The sequence below is a fragment of the Thiohalobacter sp. IOR34 genome, assembly GCF_030406045.1.
GTDB lineage: Bacteria > Pseudomonadota > Gammaproteobacteria > Thiohalobacterales > Thiohalobacteraceae.
On record NZ_CP128988.1, the window covers coordinates 2,249,987 to 2,270,300 of the forward strand.

Sequence of the window (20,314 nt, forward strand, 5' to 3'; positions counted from 1 at the left end):
CCCTGATCGCCGCAGCCGGCGCAATACCTCGACTTATCAGTCGCTTATCACGCGGATATTATCGATCAGCCGGGTCGTGCCGAGCCAGGCGGCGGCCAGCAGCACCCAGTCGGCATCGCTCTCGGCGGCTGGCGCGAGGTCCTCTGCCCGGCGGATGCTGAGATAGTCGGGGCGGAAACCGGCCGCCGCCAGGCGCTCGCGCCCGGCCGCCTCCAGGACCGCGAAGTCGCGCCGGCCGCCACGCAGCTCGTCCGCCAGCCAGCGCAGGGTGCGGTACAGCCCTGGTGCCCGGGCGCGTTGCTCCGGGCTGAGGTAGGCGTTGCGCGAGCTCATCGCCAGGCCGTCCGCCTCGCGCACCGTCGGCACCCCGTGGATCTCGATCGGAAAGCAGAGATCCTCGACCATGCGCCGGATCAGCACCAGCTGCTGGTAGTCCTTCTCGCCGAACACCGCCAGCTCGGGCTGCACCAGGTTGAACAGCTTGGCGACCACGGTGGCAACGCCGACGAAGAACCCCGGCCGCGAGGCGCCGCACAGCTCGTCGCCCAGGGGCGGCGGCTGGACCCGGGTGATGGCCGCCAGCGGCCGCGGGTAGAGGGTCGCCGCGGTCGGCGCGAACAGCAGGTCGGCACGCTCGGCGCGCAGCGCGTGCGCGTCGGCCTCCAAGGTGCGCGGATAACTGTCATAGTCCTCGTTGGGACCGAACTGCAGCGGATTGACGAATACGCTGACCACCACCCGGTCGGCCAGCTCGCGGGCCCGGCGCACCAGCCGCAGGTGCCCCTCGTGAAGGTTGCCCATGGTCGGCACGAAACCGATGCGCGACCCCGCCCGCCGCCACCCGGCCAGGGTGTTGCGCAGTGCCTTGATGTCGGAGACCGTCTGCATGGTTCAGTCGAAGCTGTGCCCTGGCCCCGGGAAGCGGCCGTCACGCACCGCCGCCACATAGGCCTCGATGGCCGCCGGCACGCTGCCGGTGGCGGCCAGGAAGTCCTCGCTGAAGCGCGGCCGCCGGCCGGGGGTGATGCCCAGGATGTCGTACAGCACCAGCACCTGGCCATCGCAATCCGCACCGGCACCGATGCCGATCACCGGGATCTGCAGGCTGCGGCGGATCTCGCCGGCCAGGGTCGAGGGGATGCACTCCAGGACCAGCAGATCGGCCCCGGCCGCCTGCAAGGCGCGGGCATCCTCCAGCATGCGCTGCGCCGCGGCCGGCTCCCGGCCCTGCACCCGATAGCCGCCCGGCTCCTCGACCGACTGGGGGAGCAGCCCGAGATGGCCGCAGACCGGCACCCCACGGGCGGTGAGGTGGCGCACGATCTCCACCACCGGTCCACCACCCTCCAGCTTGACCACCTGCGCCCGGCCCTCGTCCATCAGCCGGCAGGCATTGTCCAGTGCCTGCTGCGGTTCCTGGTAGCTGCGGTAGGGCAGATCGACCACCCGCAGGGCGCGGCGCACGCCGCGCGCCACGCAGGCGGCATGGTAAACCATGTCGTCCATGGTCACCGGCCGCGTCGAGTCGTGCCCCTGGACGACCATGCCCAGTGAATCCCCGACCAGCGCCACCTCGACACCGGCCGCATCCAGCCAGTGGCCGAAGCTGGCGTCGTAGGCGGTGAGACAGGCGATGCGCCGCCCGGCGCGCTTCATGGCACGCAGGGCGGCGGGAGTGACGGCTTCCATGGTTGGCGGATTCATCTTCTCTCCGGCCTCAGAGTGCCGCCATCATCGGATTGAAATAGTGCCGGCCGCGCCTGGCGCGCCGCACCTCGGACAGCAGCGCCTGGTAATCGTCCTCGTTGCTGACCGGATCGATGTGGCTGGTGTTGACGATCAGCAACGGCGCCGCGCTGTAGTGGTGGAAGAAGCCGGCATAGGCCTCGGAGAGGCGCCGCAGGTAGTCGGCATCCATGCGCTGCTCGTGCGGCCGGCCGCGCTTCTGGATGCGCGCCAGCAGCACCTCGACCGGGGCCTGCAGGTAGACCACCAGGTCCGGCACCGGGGCATCCAGGGTCAGGTGGGCATAGACCTGCTCATAGAGCCGGTATTCCTGCTCGTCCAGGGTCAGCTGGGCGAACAGCCGGTCCTTCTCGATCAGGAAATCGGCGACCCGCACCGGCCGGAACATGTCGCCCTGGCGCAGCTGCTGCATCTGCTCGGCGCGCTGCAGGAGGAAGAACAGCTGGGTCGAGAGGGCCCCCTCGCGCGGATTGCGGTAGAAGCGCTCCAGGAAGGGGTTGTCCTCCGCCCCTTCCAGCAGCAGCTCGGTACCGAAGCTCTCCGCCAGGCGCCGGGCAAGACTGGTCTTGCCGACGCCAATCGGCCCTTCGACGACGATGTAACCGGGATCTTGGCTCATGCAGGCAGGCAGTCCGTCATCGGCTCGGGAGGCATGCCAAGGGGGCATGTCCAACGTCCCCATGATAAACGATTCGCCGCCGCAACACTCACTAGGGAGTGTCTGGTCAACTCTGATTATAAACCGCCAAGACGCCAAGGGCGCCAAGAAAGCTTTATGAATTCAATAAATAGCAACTTGGCGTTGTGGGTGCCCTGGCGGCTATGTCAATTGATCAGAGTTGCCATTAACCCGGCAACCAAATATGCCGTGTTACATATTGCATCAGGCCCCGGATGATGGCGTGGCTGGACCCGCCGGGGATCGCGGCCTGGAGGCCGCTCCTACCAGGGTGCCACCATGCCCCGTAGGAGCGGCCTCCAGGCCGCGATTGGCGTGGTGTTAACAGGCCCTTTAGTCGTCATCCCCGAGGCGCTCCAGCCCGTCACGGGGACAGGCGCGCAGCAGCTCCGCCAGCGGCCCCAGGCCGGGCAGCTGCAGGTCGGGGGCGATCTCGGCCAGGGGATAGAGCACGAAGGCGCGCTCGGCCAGCCCCGGATGCGGCACCTGCAGCCGCGGACTGTCGATCCGTTCCTGGCCGTACAGCAGCAGGTCGAGATCCAGGGTGCGCGGTCCCCAGCGCAGTCCCCCGCGCACCCGCCCCTGGGCCGCCTCGATGGCCTGCAAGCGGTCGAGCAGCTCCTCGGCCGGCAGCCGGGTCTCCAGGGCGGCCACGGCATTGAGATAGTCGGGCTGGCCGGCGGGTCCCATGGGCGGGCTGCGGTAAAAGGCGGAGCAGCGTACCAGGCGGCTCTCGGGCAGGGTGGCAAGCGCGACCAGTGCCTGGCGCAGCTGGCGGTGCGGCTGTTCGAGATTGCTGCCCAGGCCCAGGTAGGCGCGGACCGGCTGACTGCTCATGTGGCGTCGGGAGTGGGGGACTTGCTGCGCGGCTTGCGGCGCCGACGGCGGCGCTTCTTGCGCGTTTCCGGCAGCAGCATCTTCTCCTGCTGCTGGGGGTTCTGTTCCTGGAAGTCGGTCCACCACTGGCAGAGTTCCGGCTCGACCTCGCCGGCCTGACCACGCAGCAGCAGGAAGTCGTAGGCGGCACGGAAACGGGGATGGGCCAGCAGCCGCTGCGGCCGGCGCCCCGCGCGTTGCTCGAAGCGCGGCTGCAGCGCCCAGATCTCGCGCATTGGCAGGCTGAAGCGCTTCGGCACCGAGGTATGGCGCGCCTGTTCGGCGATGATCCGGGCACTGGCGATCTGGATGGCCTGCACCTCGCTCATGCCGGGGGTGTCCGCCGGCGGCATCAGCCGCCGCATCGGCTCCCAGAGCAGGGCGGCGAAGAGGAAGGCCGGGGTCACCGGCTTGCCCTGGTCGATGCGCTCGTCGGTGTTGCGCAGGGCATGGCTGATGAGCATGTGCGGGAAGCCCTCGACCTCCTCGGCCAGCACCGCCTCGGTCATGGGGAACAGCTTGCCGAACAGGTCGTAATGGCGCAGCAGCTCGAAGGTGTTGAGCGCCTCGCCAGCCAGGAACAGCTTCAGCACCTCCTCGAACAGGCGGGCCGGGGCGATGTCGAACAGCAGCGGTCCGAGTTCGGTGATCGGTGCCTCGGTGGCGGCCTCGATGCGGAAGCCGAGCTTGGCGGCAAAGCGCACCGCGCGCAGCATGCGTACCGGGTCCTCGCGGTAGCGGGCCTCGGGCTCGCCGATCATGCGCAGCAGCCCGGCCTCGATGTCCTGCATGCCGCCGACGAAGTCACGCACCGAGAAGTCGCTGATGTCGTAGTACAGGGCGTTGACAGTGAAATCACGCCGCCAGGCATCCTCCTCGATGGTGCCATAGACGTTGTCGCGCAGGATCCGTCCCTCCTCGCTCATCACCCCCTCGCCCTCCTCGGCCCCATCGCTGTGCTGGGCACGGAAGGTGGCGACCTCGATGATCTCGCGGCCGAAGATGACGTGCGCCAGGCGGAACCGGCGGCCGATCAGGCGACAGTTGCGGAACAGCTTGCGCACCTCTTCGGGGTGGGCATCGGTGGCGACGTCGAAATCCTTGGGTTCGCGACCCAGCAGCAGATCGCGCACGCCGCCGCCGACCAGACAGGCCTGGTAACCGGCCGCATGCAGGCGATAGAGCACCTTCAGTGCGTTGGGGCTGATGTTGGAACGGGAGATCGCGTGCTGGTCACGCGGTATGATGGTGGGCGTCTGTTCGCTGATGGCTGTGGATTCCGTTTTGCCTGGCTCCGTTTCCGGCATGGGGTTGCGCTTGCTCGATGGATTCGAGCGGGTATAATACCACCCCTCCTGCCGCAAGGGCAGGACGCTGCAACGGCAGTACCGCTCCCTTCGTCTAGCGGCCTAGGACACCGGCCTCTCACGCCGGTAACAGGGGTTCGAAACCCCTAGGGAGCGCCATTTTCCCGCCCATCCAGCCTGGATACCGAGCGCAGATGCCACAACCCACGCCCGCCAGCCCCGACCTGCCCCATGCCGGGCTGCTGCGCCGGCTGGCGGCCATGTGCTACGACAGCCTGCTGCTGCTCGCCGTGCTGTTCGTGGCCAGCGCCCTGGTGCTGCCCTTCACCGGCGGCGAGGCGGTGGCCCCCGGCAACCCCTTCTTCTCCACCTACCTGCTGTTCGTCTGCTATTTCTTCTTCGCCTGGTTCTGGATCCACGGCGGCCAGACCCTGGGCATGCGTGCCTGGCGGTTGCGGGTGCAACGGCCGGATGGCGGCCCGATCAGTTGGGCCCAGGCCCTGCTGCGTTTCTTCGCCGCCATCCCCTCGCTGGCGCTGTTCGGCCTCGGCTATCTGTGGATCCTGGTCGACCGGGAGCGGATGAGCTGGAACGACCGCTTCTCGGAAACCGTGGTGGTAGTGCTCCCCCAATCCTGACTCCTGAATTCTGGATTCTGAATTCTGGATTCTGAATTCTGGATTCTGAATTCTGGATTCTGGATTCTGACAAACTTGACCTTCATCAAACCAGTCGCGCCGGTACCCTTCTATAGTGATGGCGTTGTGGACAATCACCGACCGCTTCCATGCCATTCGACCACGCAGACATCCCGCTCGTCGCCCTCGACCAGATGAACGACTTCCATCGGGAAGAGGTCGAAATGATCAACCGGGTGGAAACCCTGGCCCGCAGCGGGGACGAGGCAGACCTGGCGGAGACCCTGCGCGAGTTCCTGAACCACATCCGCAGCCACTTCGCCACCGAGGAGGCACTGATGCAGGCGGCCGGCTTCCCGCCCTTTCCCATCCACAAGCAGGAACATGACCGGCTGCTGGCCGAGCTGGGCGAGTGCGAGACGATATGGATGGAAAACGGTGACCCGGCCCCTCTGGTCGACTACATCTGCCGGACCATCCCGCAGTGGATGCAGCAGCACGTGGCAACCATGGACCGGGTCACGGCCCAGTTTCTGGCCATGACCGGAGCCGGTTGAGGTACGGCGGCCATGCCGCGATCATCGCCCAGCCCATCCAGGATGTGATGGCCGCTAACCCCCCGCCTCCTGCCGCGAACGAATCCATTCCAGGTCATCGCTCACGAAACGCCCGGCCAGTCGGGCCAGGGCGCGATAGAAGGGATGGGCCTCCCCCGTCTGCAAGCCGTCGCAGAATGCCGGCAGCCAGCGGCCGAGGTGGCGTTCGAGGAAATCGCGCTGGGCGTGCAGATACTGCGACGGGCCGTTGGCATCCTTGACGACAGAAGCATCCTGCCGGGCGGCCACCACGGATCTATAAACCAGGACATGCATGAACTCCAGTTCAAGGGCCAGGTGATCCGGCATCTCCTGGCCCTCTCCGTTCATCGCCAGCCCGAAGAAGTGATAGAACTTCTTCACCTCCCACTGCTGCTGTGCACGGTCGCCGTCCAGCCACAGCGCCTCGTAGGGCTTGCAGTAGGCCTTCTGGTCGACGCCATCGAAGCGGTTGATGTAATCGTTCTCGAGCGCCGGCAGATCCGGCTGCACCAGATCCTTGAGTCCGAGATCCGGGTATAGGGTCGTGCCCAGGGCGTACAGCTCCGGCGTCGCAGCGAGCAGCAAGCGGCCAGGAAAGGAAAAACCGAGGGCCAGCAGCTGGTAGAGGCGGCTGCGGTTGATGTCGACCTCCAGCTCGGGGGTGAGTTGCTCTGCAGTGTTCATCGGCGTTCTCTCATCTGTTGCCAGAGGGTTCAGTTCTGGATGTTCAGCGTGTTCATCCCCGAGCGGTACTTGCGGCCATTGCGCTCCCGGTTGTCGCCGTCCCAGGTGGCGAAGGCGATGGGGTAGCTGCCCCCGGGAAACAGGTCGATCTGGTCGTCTGGATCGATGGCTGCCAACGGGCGACTCAGGACCACCTGCCACTGACTGCCGTTCCAGCTGCTGATGGCGGAAATATTGTCGCCATTGACGGTCTGGGTAATGGTACCGAGACCGCCGGAAAGCAGGTTCTGCACGCTGTCGTCCACCGCACGCCAGTACCAGATATTGGTCGGGTTGCTGGGCTGGCCCATGCGGCAGATCATGTTGGCATTGAGCATGACGGCGCCGGCGTCGGTGAAGTTCTCGGGCCCCTCGATGACGTCGTCCCGGGTCGCGTCGTTCCAGGTCAGCAGGAAAGCGATGTCGGTACCGTTGTGAATGGCCTTGACACTGAGGGAGCTGTTGCTGCCACCGCCGCCCATCGTGTCGCCTTCCACCGAATCGGTGAACTTGAGGGTGACGTTGACGGCCGTGGCATTGTTCCATACCGGATCAGAGGGCGGGACCAGCACGTCGCCGCTGACGCGCACTGCAGTCAAACCGTCCCCACCACCGCCACCACCGCCCATGCCCCAGCGGGCATCGGCAGCGAGCGGCAGCGCCAGGACAGCTGCAACGAGATACGAGGCAATTTTCGTTATCAGCGTTTTCATGACCTTCCCCCTCACAGGCTGTAGCGGTTGTTGGAGTTGAGCAGTTCCAGGATCTCGGAGCTGCCGCCGCTGCTGACGGTGTCCCGCTCGGCGCGCAGGGTGGCGATGACGCCATCGACATCGGGACCGAACAAGGAGCGCAGGAAGTCCATCGGAATGCGATCGACGTTCAGTGGCCGCCCCTGGTCGTCCACCTGGGAGGATCCGGAGAAAGGCGGGATGTAGTAGACATTGGGCCCGGTCCCGTATTCCGGATGCAGCGGGATGGCCACCTGGTGCTGCACCACCAGCTTGTAGACGTCGGCGCTGCTGTCGTCGAGGAAGCCCACTTGGCGGATGCGCCCCGGACACTGCTTGGCGCAGGCGTTGACCTCGCCCTTCTCGATACGCGGATAGCAGAAGATGCACTTCTCCGACTGCTTGGTGAAGGCGTTGTACATCACCTTCTTGTAAGGGCAGGCACGGACACAGTAGCGATAGCCGCGGCATCGCTCCTGATCCACCAGCACGATACCGTCCTCCTCGCGCTTGTAGATGGCATTGCGCGGACAGGCCGCGAGGCAGGCCGGGTCGGTGCAGTGATTGCACAGCCGAGGGATGTACATGTAGTAGTTGTTGGGGAAGGTGCCTTCACCCACGTCCTCATCCCAGTTCGACAGCCAGGTCGGCTCAGGGTTGGCATCGACGATGCCGCCGCCCTCGAACAGACCACTCTGGTAATCGTAGTCGGGATCACGCCCGTAGTCGTCGCGGGTGGGCAGGGTACCGAGCTGCACGTTGCCGTTGGCATCGAAGCCGCCTCCCATCCCCTCCCAGTTCCTCGGATAGCCGGGTCCGGGCTTGGACTCGACGTTGTTCCAGTACATGTACTCCCTGCCCTTCTTGTTGGTCCAGAGATTCTTGCAGGCGACGGTGCATGTATGGCAACCCAGGCATTTGTCCAGGTTGATGACCATCGCCAATTGCCGACCGGTGAATGCCATGATTCAGCCCTCCACTTAACCGTTATATTTTTCGACCTGTACCCGGGTGTCGCGCTGCACGCCGGTCGGGCCCCAGTAGTTCAATTTGAAATGGAGCTGGCCATATCCGCCGGCAAGCTGGGTGGGCTTGATGCGGATGCCGGTCACGCTGTTGAAGTTGGCCTTCTTGCCCTTCACCCCCACGTAACGTTCCCAGCCGTGGTACATGGTGACCCGCCCGGCCTTCTCGGCCTCCCAGGCCTTGACCCGCACCACGACGTCGCCGTGGTCGTTGTAGATACGCACCCAGTCGTTGTCCTGCAGGCCGCGCGCCGCCAGGTCCGAAGGGTGCATGTAGCAGATCGGCCCGCCACGGTTGAGACGCAGCATCTGCTTGGCGTTGCGCCAGGTGGAGTGGATCGACCAGCGTCCGTGCGGGGTGTTGTAACGCAGCGGGTAGGTATCCTCGTCCACCGGCGCCTTGTAGGTGGGCAGCGCCTCGCCGCATTCCACGAACCAGTCATGTTCTATCAGGTACTGCTGACGCCCGGTCAGCGTCTCATAGGGCTCCTTGTGCTCGGTCATCTTGAGGAAGGCCGTGTAGGGACGGCCCGGCTCGATATCGCTGGTCCAGGTGGTCTGGGCGTTCATGCGCCGGGGCTGGGCATCGATCTGGGCCATGGTCATGCCGGCCGTCTCCGGCGCGTTGTCGAGCATGAACTGGCAGGCGTCGATGTCCGCGGCCAGCGCGCCGTTGTCGGTGAACTGGTCGCTCAGAGTCGACAGATCCCGGTTGCCACCCCACTTGGCGTCGTAGTAGCTGGTGAAGCCGCGCTGCACGGCACGCTCCTGGATCTTGGCCGCCAGCGCCTGGAAGGTCTGCCAGTCGGTCTTCGACTCGAACATCGGCGGGATCGCCGGGGTGAAAGGATGGATGAAGCTGTGCATGTCCGTGGTGTTGATGTCGTACTTCTCGTAGTGGCTGGCGGCCGGCAACACGACATCCGCATACAGGGCCGTGGTATCCATCTGGAAGTTGATGTCGACGATCAGATCCAGCTTGGGATACAGGTTCTGCTCGACGTAATTGTTGCCCTTGGCCTGGTTGAACCAGTTGGCACGCCAGATGAACATCACCTTGGGGTCCTTGACGGTCGCCCCGGTGCTGACGAATGTGTTCTTGTCGCTGCCCAGGCAACTCTCCGGGTAGAGCGGCATCCAGCCGTTCTGCACCGAGTCGAAAATGTAGCCGCGTGTCGTCTGGCTGTAGCCCTCGCCGCTCAGGTTCTGGTCGCTCATGTTGGCGTGAACGAAGGTCCACATGGTGGTGTTCTGGAAGCGCTGTTTCTTGCCGCCCTGCGGGAAGGACAGCTTGACCAGCCCCTTCACCGGCCAGATCTTTTCCTGGCCCACGTAGTGGTTGAATCCGCCACCGTTCTTGCCGATGGCGCCGCACAGGGAGAGCATCAGCAACATGGCGCGGTTGTTGAGGTCGTTGTGGAACCAGTGGTTGGTGCCGGCGCCGTGCATGATCATCACCCTGCCGCCGGTGGCCATGGCGGTATCGCCGATATCGGCGGCGACCTGCTCGATGACGTCGGCGGCTACGCCGGTGACGGGTGCGGCCTGGGCCGGGGTATGATTGGCGTCGAGATGAGCCTTGAGTTCCTCGAACACCGGCTTCACGGTCACGCTGCTGCCGTCGGCCAGGGTCACGCTGTGGCTGCCGGTCAGGGCCGGGCTGTGGCCGCTGATGTCGATGGAACGGATGCTGCTGCCCTCGGTGCCGGGCGCCAGTTCCAGCGCGTTGTGGGTGGAACACCAGAAATAGAACTGGTCGTCGGCGCCGCCCGAGACCATATCGCTCTCCCGCAGATACTTGCCGGTGTCGGTGCGCATCAGCAACGGCATGTCGGTCTGCTCGGCCAGATAGCCCTCGTCGATGGTGCCGTTGGCGATCAGCTGCTGGCAGATGGCCAGCGCCAGGGCGGCGTCGGTGCCCGGGGTGACCGAGAACCACTGGTCGGCGCGGATGGCGCTGGAGGTGTAGTCCGGGTAGATGGCCAGCACCTTGCAGCCGCGGTACTTGGCCTCGGTGATGAAGTGGGCGTCCGGGATGCGGGTCTGCAGCGGATTGGAACCCCAGAGGATCATGTACCTGGCGTTCATCCAGTCGGTGGACTCGGCGACGTCGGTCTGCTCGCCCAGGGTAATGGGCGAACCGGGAGGCAGGTCGCAGTACCAGTCGTAGAAACTGCAGACGATGCCGCCCAGCAGGTGGGCCAGGCGCGCGCCGGAGGAGAAGGACACCGGACTCATGGCCGGAATCGGGGTGAAGAAGGTCAGCGCGTCCGGCCCCTGATTCTCGATGGTGTCCAGCACCTTGTCGGCGATCAGGGTCAGGGCCTCGTCCCAGGAGGCGCGCCGCCACAGCCCCTCACCACGGGCCCCGGTGCGGATCAGCGGGTACTTGATGCGCCGGTCGCCATTGACATACTCGGCGGCATAGCAGGCCCCCTTCTGGCAGCCACGGGGATTGACGTTGGGATAGGACGGGTCGATGTCCGGGTAGTCCGCCGCCTGTTCCTCGCGCAGGATGACGCCGTCCTTGACGTAGACGTTCCAGGAACATGAACCGGTGCAGTTCTGACTGTGGGTGCTGCGCGCCACCGTGTCCCAGGTCCACTGCTCGCGGTAGAAGTCTTCCCAGCCACGGTAGGGATAGTTGAACGGATCATCGACGATCTGCAGATTGAGGCTGCTGAGCCCAAAGACCTTGATGGATGCTGCCGAGGCACTCGTCCCCACCAGCATTTTCAAGAACATGCGACGCTGAATAGCCATACCGTCCTCCTCACTGTCCCGTCCGACGGAACCTATCGCTCGTGATCGTTATCCGGCCGTGTTCCTGACACGGCTTCTGAACTTCCTTGCTTATCGATGCTAGTGAAGAGGACATGGCCGGGGGTATGACCCATCTTGGTCATTTTCCTGACCCGGTTTTGGCAATTGATGGACTGGGGGCTGGCTTGACCCTCGGGCAGCAGCGGGCATAGACTGATTCCACGATAATAAAAACAGAACCCCTGCGCATCAGAAGAACCATGCCAGAGGGGGAGGAAGAACGACTTGCTGTACTGGCTCAAACAGACACTGGGCGGATTGCTGATCGTTTCGCTCATCGCGGCAGGCAATCTCTGCGGCTGGCAGCCCTGCGCCATGGCAAACACTGACAACATGACGCATGCCGGCCATGCCATGGGCAAGATGGCCGACGGCTCGATGCTGAAGAACGGCGGCACCCACTGTCAAAACAGCTGCAGCTGCTGCTTCAGCACCTCCCGCCTGCTGGGCCTGCCCCCCGTCGAATCCCTTCAGGCATCCCTGCCGACGCCAGCCTATCTGCCCAGCCGGATCCCCGATTCGGCCGGCATCCTCACCCCACCAGATACCCCGCCACCGCGCAGTCTCTGACCCTGCACAATCGGAACACCGGTCAGCGGCGACAGATCGTGATGCCGGTCCGTGCCCATGCCAGCGGCGCAAGACATGCGTGGCGGGCACAAAAACAACAAAGAACAGAGAAGGGGTAGAGAAATGAATGGCATTTACGAAATATTCAAGCGAAGTACCGATGCCATCTTTGGCATCGACAGAAAAGGTCAGGTCGCCTTCTGGAACCCGGCCTGCGAGGAGCTGCTCGGCCACCCCGCCCGCCTCGCCCTGGGCCAGCATTGCTCCAGCCTGCTCTGCGGCACCGATCTGCTGGGCCGGGATTTCTGCAGCGAGCGCTGCCCTATCCCCAAGGGGTGCAACGGTCACGCACCGATCCGCGACTTCGATCTGGTGGTGAAGCGGGCCGACGGCGATGCCCTTATGGTCAACATCGGCGCCCACTATGTACCGGGCAGTCGCCAGCAGCGACTGAACGGCATCAGCGTGTTCTTCGCCCTGCGGCGGGTAAGCTGCCAGCAGCTCATTCAGCGTCTGGCCAGCAGTTCCTGCAAGGCCGAGGAAGAAGACGGCTTCAGGAAACATGACCTGAGCGCACGGGAACACGAGCTGCTGCACCTGGCCGCCGCCGGCCTGAAGACCGGAGACATCGCCAGGCGTTCCTGCATCAGCGAGGCCACGGTACGCAATCACTTCAAGAGCATCTACCGCAAGCTCGGCGTGCACAGCCGGGCCGAGGCGGTCAGCCTCGCGATGCGCAAGGGGCTGGTCTGAGACTTCGGCGTTTCAAGGAATCCAACTGCGCGCCGTGACCCGCCGCTGCGGCATCATGGCGGGCAGGGTCCGCCCTCCAGGCTACATGCCGCAGCAGCCAAGGAATCCTGCCTGTTTTCCGTGGCTTCCCTGGCTATCAGCTTTTTGTGGATTTCGTGGGTTTCGTGGCTATCGCCTGTTCCGCCCAACGGCGGCACGGCAGGCAAATCCGCCCGCGAGTGCAGGCCCCAGGCCGCAATCAGCGCACCCGGCGGATGAGCAGCATGCCGGACGCCGCGAACAGCAGCGAGGGCGCGGCCGCACTGAGCAGGGGATCGAAGCCATAGACCTGGCCGAGATGGCCGAGCAGCTGGTTGAGCAGATGAAAGACAATCCCGACCATGACCCCCGCCAGCAGGCGCTGGCCGGCGCCCACGGCGCGCAGTGGTCCGAACACGAAGGGCACCGAGAGGAACAGCATCACCAGCCCGGCCAGCGGCGCCATCAGCCGCTGCCAGAAGGCCAGTTCATAACGGCTGCTGTCCAGGCGGTTGTCCCGCAGATAGCTCACATAGCGCAGCAGGTCACGCGCCGAGAGGCGGTCCGGCTCGATCACCACCACATTGAGCAGTTCCGGGCTGAGCGGTGAACGCCAGGGCCGCTCCTCGAACACCTCCCGCCTGAAGGCATCCACCGTCAACATTGCCCGCTCGCCGGCACGGAGCCACCAGACACCGTCGCGGTATTCGGCACGCTGGGCGCGCAGCACACTGCCCAGCCGGCCGTCCTGGCCCAGTTCGTAGACCTCGATTCCGGCCAGGCTGCCATCGGGGAAGATCTCCTTGATGTTGATATAGCGGTTGCCGTCCCGTGCCCAGATGCCGGACTCGCTGCGAAAGGTGATGCGGCTGGTCTGCGCCATGGTGCGCTGATTCTGGGCCATCTGTCCGGCCGGCGGCGCCACCCATTCGCCGATCGCCGCCGCCACCAGCAGCATCGCCAGCCCCGCCTTCATCACCCACCAGACGATGCGCTTCAGGGACACCCCGGCGGCGCGGATGGCGATCAGCTCGCCGTGCGCCGCCATGGCGCCCAGCCCCAGCAGGCTGCCGAGCAGGGTGGCCATGGGAAACAGGCCGTAGGCCCGCTCCGGCACCGTCAAACCGACGTAGAACAGCACCTCGCGCAGGCCATAGTTCCCCTGACCGATGTCCTGCATCTCGTTGAGGATGGCAAAGAACAGGTCCACCGCCAGAAGCAGCATCAGCGCCAGCAGGGTGCCGACGATCACCGCCCGGCCGAGGTAGCGTTCCAGCAGCCTCATGCCGCACCCCGCCGCGGCCGGGGCCGCAGCCGCCACCAGAGAAAGCCGGCCAGCAGCAGCGGCAGCAGATGTACCCACCACAGCCCCGGCAGCGGCGGCAGCAGACCTCTGCCCACCCACACCCGGGCGGTGCTGAGCAGGTTGTAGTAGATGATGAATACCAGGATGGCCAGGAACAGCCGCCCGTAACGCCCCTGGCGCGGCGTGCTGTGACTGAGCGGCAGGACCAGCACCATCAGCACCAGCACGGCCAGCGGCAACGACAGTCGCCATTGCAGCTCGGCGATGTCCTCCGTATCCGCCGAGGCCAGCAGGCGCCGGCTGGGGATGGCGTCGCGCTTGGTGATCACCGGCGCGGGCGCGGCGGTCTCGATACGGATACCGTGCCGCTGGAAGCGGATGACCCGGAAGCGGGGATCGCCCGGCATGCCCTGGTAGCGGAAGCCGTCCTCCATCACCAGGAAACGGTCGCCGCTGTCCTGCTCACGCTGGGGGTAGGCACGGCGCGCTGTCAGCAGGGTCGGCGGCACACCCTTGAGGTCACGCACGAACAGCCGCTCCAGAAAACGCCGGTCCCGGGACACGCCCTCGGCGTAGAAGATCAACCGACCCTCCTGGGCCTCCTGGAAGCGCCCGGCGCTGACCGTGCCGATATCACTGCCCCGCTCCGCCTCGGCGCGCAGCTGGTAGCCGAGCTCAGCAGTGCGTGGCGCCACGAACAGCGACAGGCCGAGCAGGGCCACCGCCAGCACCGCCGCCAGGCCGAGCAGCGGGCGGTACAGCTCGCGCGGGCCGACGCCACAGGCATGCATGGCCACCATCTCACTGTCCCGGTACAGCCGGCCCAGCGCCAGCAGGGCCCCAAGGAACAGGGCCAGCGGCAACAGGGGGGTCAGGTAGCTGACGGATTTCAGTCCAAGCAGGGTGAAGATCACCGCTGCCGGTATGTCTCCGCTGGCCGCCTCACCCAGGTAACGGGCAAAACGGTTGGCCAGCACGATGGCCCAGAGGACCAGCAGCACCGCCAGCCAGTTCTTCATCACCTCCCGGAGCAGATAACGGTCGAGGATGCGCAACATGATGGGAGAAGCTACCGGATCCTGCCTGGGTGAATGTGATAAAGCGCGGTTTTTTCAGTAGACTGGGGCACCATCGTGGCAGCCCCGGTAACTGGCGGCTACCCTACCTCAGCCACCCCTCGCCTGCAAACCGGCGGCGGCCGGCTGAACCCGAATCCGCACACTCAGAGGAGCCCTGCATGGATTTCAACGTCACGAGCGGCACCCCCGAAAAACAACGCACCGCCTGTCTGGTGATCGGCGTCTTCGAACCCCGGCGACTGACCGCCGCCGGCAAGACCCTGAACTCGGCCGCCGGCGGCCATCTGGCCGCGATCCTGCGGCGCGGCGATCTGGAGGGCAAATGTGGCCAGACCCTGCTGCTGCACAACGTGCCGGGCATCCACGCCGAGCGTGTGCTGCTGGTCGGCTGTGGCCGGGAGAAGGAGCTGGACGAGGGCAAGTTCCGCAGCATCGCCGCCAGCGCCGCCCAGCGGCTCGACGAGAGCGGTGCCAACGAGGCAGTCTCCTACCTCAGCGAGCTGCCGGTTGGCGACCGCGATCTGCGCTGGAAGGTACGCCAGCAACTGGAGAGCACCGAGGACGCCCTGTATGTCTTCGACCGCCTGAGGAGCGAGAAGGAAAAGAAGCGCCGCCCGCTGAAGAAACTCACCCTGGCCATCGAGGAACGCACCGCGCTGGCCGAAGCGCGCCGTGGCCTGGCCGAGGGAGCGGCCATCGCCGCCGGGGTGCGCAGCGCACGCGAACTCGGCAACCTGCCGGGCAACATCTGCACCCCGGACTACCTCGCCCGCCAGGCCAAGTCCCTGGCCCGCCGCTCCACCCGCATCGACGTCAGGGTACTGGAGGAACGTGGCATGCAGCGCCTCGGCATGGGCGCGCTGCTCTCGGTGGCCCGCGGCAGCCGCCAGCCGGCCAAGCTGATCATCCTCGAATACCGTGGCGGACGGAAGAATGCCCGGCCAGTGGCCCTGGTCGGCAAGGGTGTCACCTTCGACTCCGGCGGCATCTCCCTGAAGCCGGGCCAGGCCATGGACGAGATGAAATTCGACATGTGCGGCGCCGCCGCGGTGCTCGGCACCTTCGAGGCGGTGCTCGACATGCAGCTGCCGATCAATCTGGTCGGCATCATCCCCGCCACCGAGAACCTGCCCGACGGTCAGGCCAGCAAGCCGGGCGACGTGGTTACCAGCATGTCGGGGCAGACCATCGAAATCCTCAACACCGACGCCGAGGGGCGGCTGATCCTCTGCGACGCGCTGACCTACGCCGGCCGTTTCAAGCCGGACACGGTGATCGACGTCGCCACCCTGACCGGTGCCTGCGTCATCGCCCTCGGCAGCCATGCCGCCGGCCTGCTGGCCAACGACCAGGATCTGGCCAGCGAACTGCTGGACGCCGGCAGCTACGCCGCCGACCGCGCCTGGCAGATGCCACTGTGGGAAGACTACCAGCAGCAGCTGGACAGCAACTTTGCCGACATGGCGAACATCGGCGGCCGCGAGGCCGGCACCATCACCGCCGCCTGCTTCCTGTCCCGCTTCACCAAGGACTACCGCTGGGCCCATCTTGACATCGCCGGCGTGGCCTGGAAGCACGGCAAGGAAAAAGGCGCCACCGGCCGTCCCGTGCCGCTACTCACCCAGTACCTGCTCGACCGCTGCAGCAAGAAAACGAAGAAGCGCGGCTGAACAAGGCAACAGGGAGCCGAGGTCGGAACACGGTTTTTCGCTAACACAGAAACCGCGTTTCGACCCCGGTTCCGCGGTTTCATTTGCCGGCCAATATCATTATCCTTCACCCTCCGGTTCAAGCCTTCGGTTTCGCTGCCATAATGAAAATACCGGTCAGCCAGGTTCTAGTGCGATTCCTGGAAAATCTTGGGGTGACGCGCATTTTCGGGATTCCGGGTTCGCACATCCTGCCGGTATATGACGAACTCCACGATTCGCCCATCCAGTCGGTGCTTGCCAAACATGAACAGGGCGCGGCATTCATGGCCGCTGGCCATGCGCGCGTCACGGGCAGCGTCGGTGCCTGCATTACCACGGCCGGACCCGGTGCCACGAATCTGGTGACCGGTATCGCCAGCGCCTATGCCGACAAGCTGCCCGTAATCGCCATCACCGGCGAGGCACCCACCCATATCTTCGGCAAGGGTGGGCTGCAGGAAAGCTCCGGCGAAGGCGGCAGCGTGGACCAGGTGGCGCTGTTCGCCGGTATCACCCGCTACCACAAGTTGATCGAACGCACCGACTATCTGACCGCGGTCCTCAATCAGGCGGCGAAACACCTGCTCGCCGGCACCCCTGGGCCGGTGGTGTTGAGCATCCCGTTCAACCTGCAAAAGGAAATGGTGGATGATGCCATACTGGGACAGGCTGCCCCGGCGCGCCCACCCACAGCCGCGCCGATCGCCGATCATTATGTCGATCAGAGCCTTGCCCTGCTGAGGACGTCCAGCCGGCCCCTCATCATCGCCGGTTACGGTTGCATCCGCTCGGACGCCCAGGCGGCGCTGCGCACCATCAGCGAAACACTGAACATCCCGGTGACCACCAGCCTGAAGGCGAAGGGGGCGTTCGACGAGCGGAGCGCACTGTCGCTGGGCAGCCTGGGCGTCACCTCCAGTGGACACGCCATGCGCTACCTGGAGCGGGAAGCAGACCTGGTGCTGGTACTGGGTGCGGGGTTCAATGAGCGCACCAGCTACCTGTGGGACGAGAAACTGCTTGCGGGGAAAAAGATCATTCAGGTCGACAATGACTCACAGCAACTGGAGAAGGTGTTTCATGCCGACCTGGTGGTCGAGGCCGATCTGGGCGCCTACCTGAATGCCTTGGACGCTGCGGTGGCGCAACAGGCGATCGCCCCGAAGGCACCCGTGGATGTCACCGCATTCGTGAAACAGGTACGGCAGGAGATCGACGCAGCGGGCGAGACCATATTCGATAAAAAGTTCGACCATATAAAAGCGCTGTATGCCTGGCTGGAAGAGACATTTCCCGACGGCCTGATCATGTTCGATGACAACATCGTCTTCGCGCAAAACTTCTATCGCGTCTCCACCAGAGACCGCTTCATCCCCAATACGGGAATCTCCTCGCTGGGTCATGCCATTCCGGCAGCCATCGCTGCCAGCTTCGCACTGCACGGCGCGGAAAGACGGCCGGTATTCGCCATGATCGGTGACGGGGGGTTCCAGATGTGCTGCATGGAGATCATGACGGCGGTCAACTACGGCGTGCCCCTGAACATCGTGCTGTTCAACAACGAGACCATGGGCCTCATCCGCAAAAACCAGCATCAGCACTACAACGACCGGTTCATCGACTGCGAGTTCGAAAACCCGGATTTCTCCCTGCTGGCGAAATCCTTCGGCATCAGGCATGTACGGGTAGAAGAGGTCGCTGATTTGGAAGCGCTGGCCGATTCCCTGGACTTCATGAGTGGCATCAACCTCATCGAGATCCCCATCGATCGGGATGCCTACCCCAATTATTCCTCGAGGCGCTAACATCAACGCCATGCGACCGACTCCAGAATGACGAACAGCCGCACTCCGCATCTTGAAGACTGCCTGCTGTGTTACGGCCAAGCCGATGCGGGCCTGCGCGAGTTGCAGGCGCGGCTGCGGCGACTGCAGGCAGACAGCGACACGCCGCTCAGCGAACTCATCGCCGCCTACGACGCCTGTTACCCGCGCTTGGAAAGGGCGCTCTGGCAATGCAGCAAGGACGACGAATTTGCATCCCTGCTGGCGCGTTACCAGGCCCTTTTCCGGGAGCAGGAAAGGCTCATCCAGCAGGATTCCCGCAACAGGCGAGCGGGCGATACCCGCCATGACTTCATCCTCGGCATACCGGTCGCCGACCGCCCCGCACACCTGCAGGCCTGCCTGGAGAGCATCCATCAGGTTCTGGAACGGTTTGGCTATGGCGGAAAACGCGACGGACGTTACGTAAAGATCCGGATTGTGGTCGCCGAAGACAGCCGCCATGAGAGGAACGTCCAGCATCACCGGGAACTCGTCGATGAGTATCGGCAGAAAGGCTTGCAGGTCGTCCACTTCGGACAGGATGAGCAATACGCGCTCCTGCAGTCGATACCAGCAGCCGAACGCGAACTGCTCGGCAACATCCTCACCCGGCAGCCAAAGGACAGGTTCTATCTCAAGGGGCAGGCCGCCAACCGCAACCTGTGCTACCTGAAGTTTCTGGAGCTGACGGAAGACAGGGACCGAACGCTGTATTACCTGGTCGACAGCGACCAGGCGTTCTGCGTCAACCGGCAGACCCGGCAGGGCGAGGAGGCCGTCTTTGCGCTGAACTACTTCCATATCATCGACAGGGTCTTCCGCACCACCGGGACGCTGATGTTGACCGGCAAACTGGTCGGCGACCCACCGGTCTCTCCCGCGGTGATGGCGGGTGGCTTCCTGGATGACGTCGCGGCCTTCTTTGCGGATCTGGCCGGGCGGCATGCGCACGATGCCTGCAGGTTCCATGCCCTGCCGGAACACCCGACTGGCGACGCCGCCTACCATGACATGGCCGGACTGTTCGGTTTTGCGCACAAAGCGGAGACATTCCCCTACCGGTGCCGGATCCAGGGCCCACATGACCATGCCGCCTGCCTGCGGGACTTCAGCCAGCGGCTCAATGCCTTCTTCTTCGGCGAACACCCGACGCGCAGCACGCATTTTGTCTATGGCGACGGCTTCGACGCGCTCACGCCGGCGCGGACCATCTATCCCGGCAACTACGTCGTCAACTTTGCAGGACTCAAGTACATCATCCCCTTCGGTCATCTGCGGCTGCGCATGTCCGGCCCCACCGCAGGACGCCTGATCGCTGCGGAGATCGGCCATCGCTTCGCCTCCATCAACATGCCGCACCTGCATCAGCGCACCTCGCAGGCGGGTTTGCAGGACAATTTCCGGCCCGGCGTAGAGCTGGGCGGGGAAAACGTGCAGCAAGTCGATCTGTCCGACGAGTTCGAGCGCCAGTTCTTCGGTGATCTGATGCTGTTCACGACCGAGCGTCTGGTACAGGAGAAGGATGTAAAGCAACCCTTCACGAGGGACTCGGTGAGCCCGATCCTGGCCCGGAAGGAGACGGAACTGCTGGCGCTGTACCGGCGGAACCGCCAGGCCATCGTGGAGGCAAACAGGAAGCTCGAGGAATACGTATTCCGCGGCGATCAGTGGTGGATGAAATCGGACTCGTTGGGCAATGCCATGCAGCAGCTGCGCAGCTTCATCAGCAATATCGATTACAATTTTGGCGACCAGTCACCCGCCTGGAAAAAGATCCAGTCGATGGAACACCGTGAGATGCGCAAGCGGCAGATCATGGAGGCGTTGACCCACTACCGGCCCGAGCGCGAGGCCTGGGATCGGCTGTTTGCCTAGCCCGGATATTGCACCAAGGCGGCGCGCATGATCGGCGTGTAGACTGACATACAAGGCCGGGAGGCTCGCA

Annotated in this window: 18 protein-coding genes and 1 tRNA gene; 8 read left to right on the forward strand and 11 right to left on the reverse strand. The window is 64.7% G+C overall.

Annotated elements, in window-relative coordinates:
* Window positions 1–36: 36 nt before the first annotated feature.
* The 5 genes from panC to pcnB all read right to left on the reverse strand — a co-directional run bounded on the left by panC (window position 37) and on the right by pcnB (window position 4,608).
* Window positions 37–888, reverse strand: coding sequence for a pantoate--beta-alanine ligase (gene panC, locus QVG61_RS10370; protein WP_289930563.1), 852 nt, complete (start codon window positions 886–888; stop codon window positions 37–39).
* Between the two features lie 3 nt (window positions 889–891).
* The gene (panB, locus tag QVG61_RS10375; RefSeq protein WP_354671220.1) at window positions 892–1,689 is read right to left on the reverse strand and encodes a 3-methyl-2-oxobutanoate hydroxymethyltransferase; all 798 of its coding nucleotides are present in this window, start codon (window positions 1,687–1,689) and stop codon (window positions 892–894) included.
* 28 nt (window positions 1,690–1,717) lie between these two features.
* Window positions 1,718–2,365: a deoxynucleoside kinase gene (locus tag QVG61_RS10380; RefSeq protein WP_289930565.1), complete on the reverse strand. Its 648-nt coding sequence runs from the start codon at window positions 2,363–2,365 to the stop codon at window positions 1,718–1,720.
* A 393-nt stretch (window positions 2,366–2,758) separates the two neighbouring features.
* The gene (folK, locus tag QVG61_RS10385) at window positions 2,759–3,262 is read right to left on the reverse strand and encodes a 2-amino-4-hydroxy-6-hydroxymethyldihydropteridine diphosphokinase (protein ID WP_289930566.1); all 504 of its coding nucleotides are present in this window, start codon (window positions 3,260–3,262) and stop codon (window positions 2,759–2,761) included.
* Window positions 3,259–4,608 (reverse strand): polynucleotide adenylyltransferase PcnB, encoded by a 1,350-nt coding sequence (gene pcnB, locus QVG61_RS10390; protein ID WP_289930567.1) that lies wholly within the window; start codon window positions 4,606–4,608, stop codon window positions 3,259–3,261. The genes folK and pcnB overlap by 4 nt, the downstream gene beginning before the upstream one ends.
* 83 nt (window positions 4,609–4,691) lie before the next feature.
* On the opposite strand from pcnB, the gene QVG61_RS10395 reads away from it, so the two are divergent.
* From QVG61_RS10395 to QVG61_RS10405, 3 genes are all read left to right on the forward strand, one after another.
* Window positions 4,692–4,767: transfer RNA gene (locus QVG61_RS10395), tRNA-Glu, on the forward strand.
* A 35-nt stretch (window positions 4,768–4,802) separates the two neighbouring features.
* Window positions 4,803–5,246: an RDD family protein gene (locus tag QVG61_RS10400; RefSeq protein WP_289930568.1), complete on the forward strand. Its 444-nt coding sequence runs from the start codon at window positions 4,803–4,805 to the stop codon at window positions 5,244–5,246.
* A gap of 149 nt (window positions 5,247–5,395) precedes the next feature.
* Entirely contained in the window at window positions 5,396–5,803 is a 408-nt protein-coding gene (locus QVG61_RS10405) for a hemerythrin family protein (RefSeq protein ID WP_289930569.1), read from the forward strand.
* 54 nt (window positions 5,804–5,857) lie between these two features.
* On the opposite strand, the gene QVG61_RS10410 is transcribed toward QVG61_RS10405, so the two are convergent.
* Genes QVG61_RS10410 through QVG61_RS10425 form a run of 4 tightly spaced genes read right to left on the reverse strand, consistent with a single transcriptional unit; the run spans window position 5,858 to window position 11,066 of the window.
* Window positions 5,858–6,508: a molecular chaperone TorD family protein gene (locus QVG61_RS10410; RefSeq protein ID WP_289930570.1), complete on the reverse strand. Its 651-nt coding sequence runs from the start codon at window positions 6,506–6,508 to the stop codon at window positions 5,858–5,860.
* Window positions 6,509–6,537: 29 nt separating this feature from the next.
* Window positions 6,538–7,260 carry an ethylbenzene dehydrogenase-related protein gene (locus tag QVG61_RS10415; protein ID WP_289930571.1) on the reverse strand — a complete coding sequence of 241 codons (723 nt, stop codon included), beginning with the start codon at window positions 7,258–7,260 and terminating at the stop codon, window positions 6,538–6,540.
* Window positions 7,261–7,271: 11 nt separating this feature from the next.
* Entirely contained in the window at window positions 7,272–8,243 is a 972-nt protein-coding gene (locus QVG61_RS10420; protein ID WP_289930572.1) for a 4Fe-4S dicluster domain-containing protein, read from the reverse strand.
* 15 nt (window positions 8,244–8,258) lie between these two features.
* Complete coding sequence (locus QVG61_RS10425) at window positions 8,259–11,066, reverse strand: molybdopterin-dependent oxidoreductase (protein WP_289930573.1); 2,808 nt, start codon at window positions 11,064–11,066, stop codon at window positions 8,259–8,261.
* Window positions 11,067–11,441: 375 nt separating this feature from the next.
* On the opposite strand from QVG61_RS10425, the gene QVG61_RS10430 reads away from it, so the two are divergent.
* Together QVG61_RS10430 and QVG61_RS10435 are read left to right on the forward strand one after the other, a co-directional pair.
* Window positions 11,442–11,696: a hypothetical protein gene (locus tag QVG61_RS10430; protein ID WP_289930574.1), complete on the forward strand. Its 255-nt coding sequence runs from the start codon at window positions 11,442–11,444 to the stop codon at window positions 11,694–11,696.
* Between the two features lie 123 nt (window positions 11,697–11,819).
* Entirely contained in the window at window positions 11,820–12,449 is a 630-nt protein-coding gene (locus QVG61_RS10435) for a LuxR C-terminal-related transcriptional regulator (protein WP_289930575.1), read from the forward strand.
* Window positions 12,450–12,687: 238 nt separating this feature from the next.
* Here the strand turns inward: QVG61_RS10435 and lptG are convergent, their stop codons facing one another.
* A complete protein-coding gene (lptG, locus tag QVG61_RS10440) occupies window positions 12,688–13,752 on the reverse strand; it encodes an LPS export ABC transporter permease LptG (protein WP_289930576.1) in 1,065 nt (354 codons plus the stop codon).
* Complete coding sequence (gene lptF, locus QVG61_RS10445; protein ID WP_289930577.1) at window positions 13,749–14,831, reverse strand: LPS export ABC transporter permease LptF; 1,083 nt, start codon at window positions 14,829–14,831, stop codon at window positions 13,749–13,751. The genes lptG and lptF overlap by 4 nt, the downstream gene beginning before the upstream one ends.
* Window positions 14,832–15,010: 179 nt before the next feature.
* On the opposite strand from lptF, the gene QVG61_RS10450 reads away from it, so the two are divergent.
* From QVG61_RS10450 to QVG61_RS10460, 3 genes are all read left to right on the forward strand, one after another.
* Window positions 15,011–16,522 (forward strand): leucyl aminopeptidase, encoded by a 1,512-nt coding sequence (locus tag QVG61_RS10450; protein WP_289930578.1) that lies wholly within the window; start codon window positions 15,011–15,013, stop codon window positions 16,520–16,522.
* Between the two features lie 143 nt (window positions 16,523–16,665).
* On the forward strand, window positions 16,666–18,348 hold the full coding sequence (locus QVG61_RS10455; protein ID WP_289930579.1) for a thiamine pyrophosphate-binding protein: 1,683 nt from the start codon (window positions 16,666–16,668) through the stop codon (window positions 18,346–18,348).
* A gap of 27 nt (window positions 18,349–18,375) precedes the next feature.
* Complete coding sequence (locus QVG61_RS10460; RefSeq protein WP_289930580.1) at window positions 18,376–20,244, forward strand: hypothetical protein; 1,869 nt, start codon at window positions 18,376–18,378, stop codon at window positions 20,242–20,244.
* Window positions 20,245–20,314: the final 70 nt, after the last annotated feature.

Coding starts and splice junctions, on each gene's coding strand:
- panC (WP_289930563.1), bottom strand. CDS start 888: ATGCAGACGGTCTCCGACATCAAGGCACTGCGCAACACCCTGGCCGGG.
- panB (WP_354671220.1), bottom strand. CDS start 1,689: ATGGAAGCCGTCACTCCCGCCGCCCTGCGTGCCATGAAGCGCGCCGGG.
- QVG61_RS10380 (WP_289930565.1), bottom strand. CDS start 2,365: ATGAGCCAAGATCCCGGTTACATCGTCGTCGAAGGGCCGATTGGCGTC.
- folK (WP_289930566.1), bottom strand. CDS start 3,262: ATGAGCAGTCAGCCGGTCCGCGCCTACCTGGGCCTGGGCAGCAATCTC.
- pcnB (WP_289930567.1), bottom strand. CDS start 4,608: ATGCCGGAAACGGAGCCAGGCAAAACGGAATCCACAGCCATCAGCGAA.
- QVG61_RS10400 (WP_289930568.1), top strand. CDS start 4,803: ATGCCACAACCCACGCCCGCCAGCCCCGACCTGCCCCATGCCGGGCTG.
- QVG61_RS10405 (WP_289930569.1), top strand. CDS start 5,396: ATGCCATTCGACCACGCAGACATCCCGCTCGTCGCCCTCGACCAGATG.
- QVG61_RS10410 (WP_289930570.1), bottom strand. CDS start 6,508: ATGAACACTGCAGAGCAACTCACCCCCGAGCTGGAGGTCGACATCAAC.
- QVG61_RS10415 (WP_289930571.1), bottom strand. CDS start 7,260: ATGAAAACGCTGATAACGAAAATTGCCTCGTATCTCGTTGCAGCTGTC.
- QVG61_RS10420 (WP_289930572.1), bottom strand. CDS start 8,243: ATGGCATTCACCGGTCGGCAATTGGCGATGGTCATCAACCTGGACAAA.
- QVG61_RS10425 (WP_289930573.1), bottom strand. CDS start 11,066: ATGGCTATTCAGCGTCGCATGTTCTTGAAAATGCTGGTGGGGACGAGT.
- QVG61_RS10430 (WP_289930574.1), top strand. CDS start 11,442: ATGGCAAACACTGACAACATGACGCATGCCGGCCATGCCATGGGCAAG.
- QVG61_RS10435 (WP_289930575.1), top strand. CDS start 11,820: ATGAATGGCATTTACGAAATATTCAAGCGAAGTACCGATGCCATCTTT.
- lptG (WP_289930576.1), bottom strand. CDS start 13,752: ATGAGGCTGCTGGAACGCTACCTCGGCCGGGCGGTGATCGTCGGCACC.
- lptF (WP_289930577.1), bottom strand. CDS start 14,831: ATGTTGCGCATCCTCGACCGTTATCTGCTCCGGGAGGTGATGAAGAAC.
- QVG61_RS10450 (WP_289930578.1), top strand. CDS start 15,011: ATGGATTTCAACGTCACGAGCGGCACCCCCGAAAAACAACGCACCGCC.
- QVG61_RS10455 (WP_289930579.1), top strand. CDS start 16,666: ATGAAAATACCGGTCAGCCAGGTTCTAGTGCGATTCCTGGAAAATCTT.
- QVG61_RS10460 (WP_289930580.1), top strand. CDS start 18,376: ATGACGAACAGCCGCACTCCGCATCTTGAAGACTGCCTGCTGTGTTAC.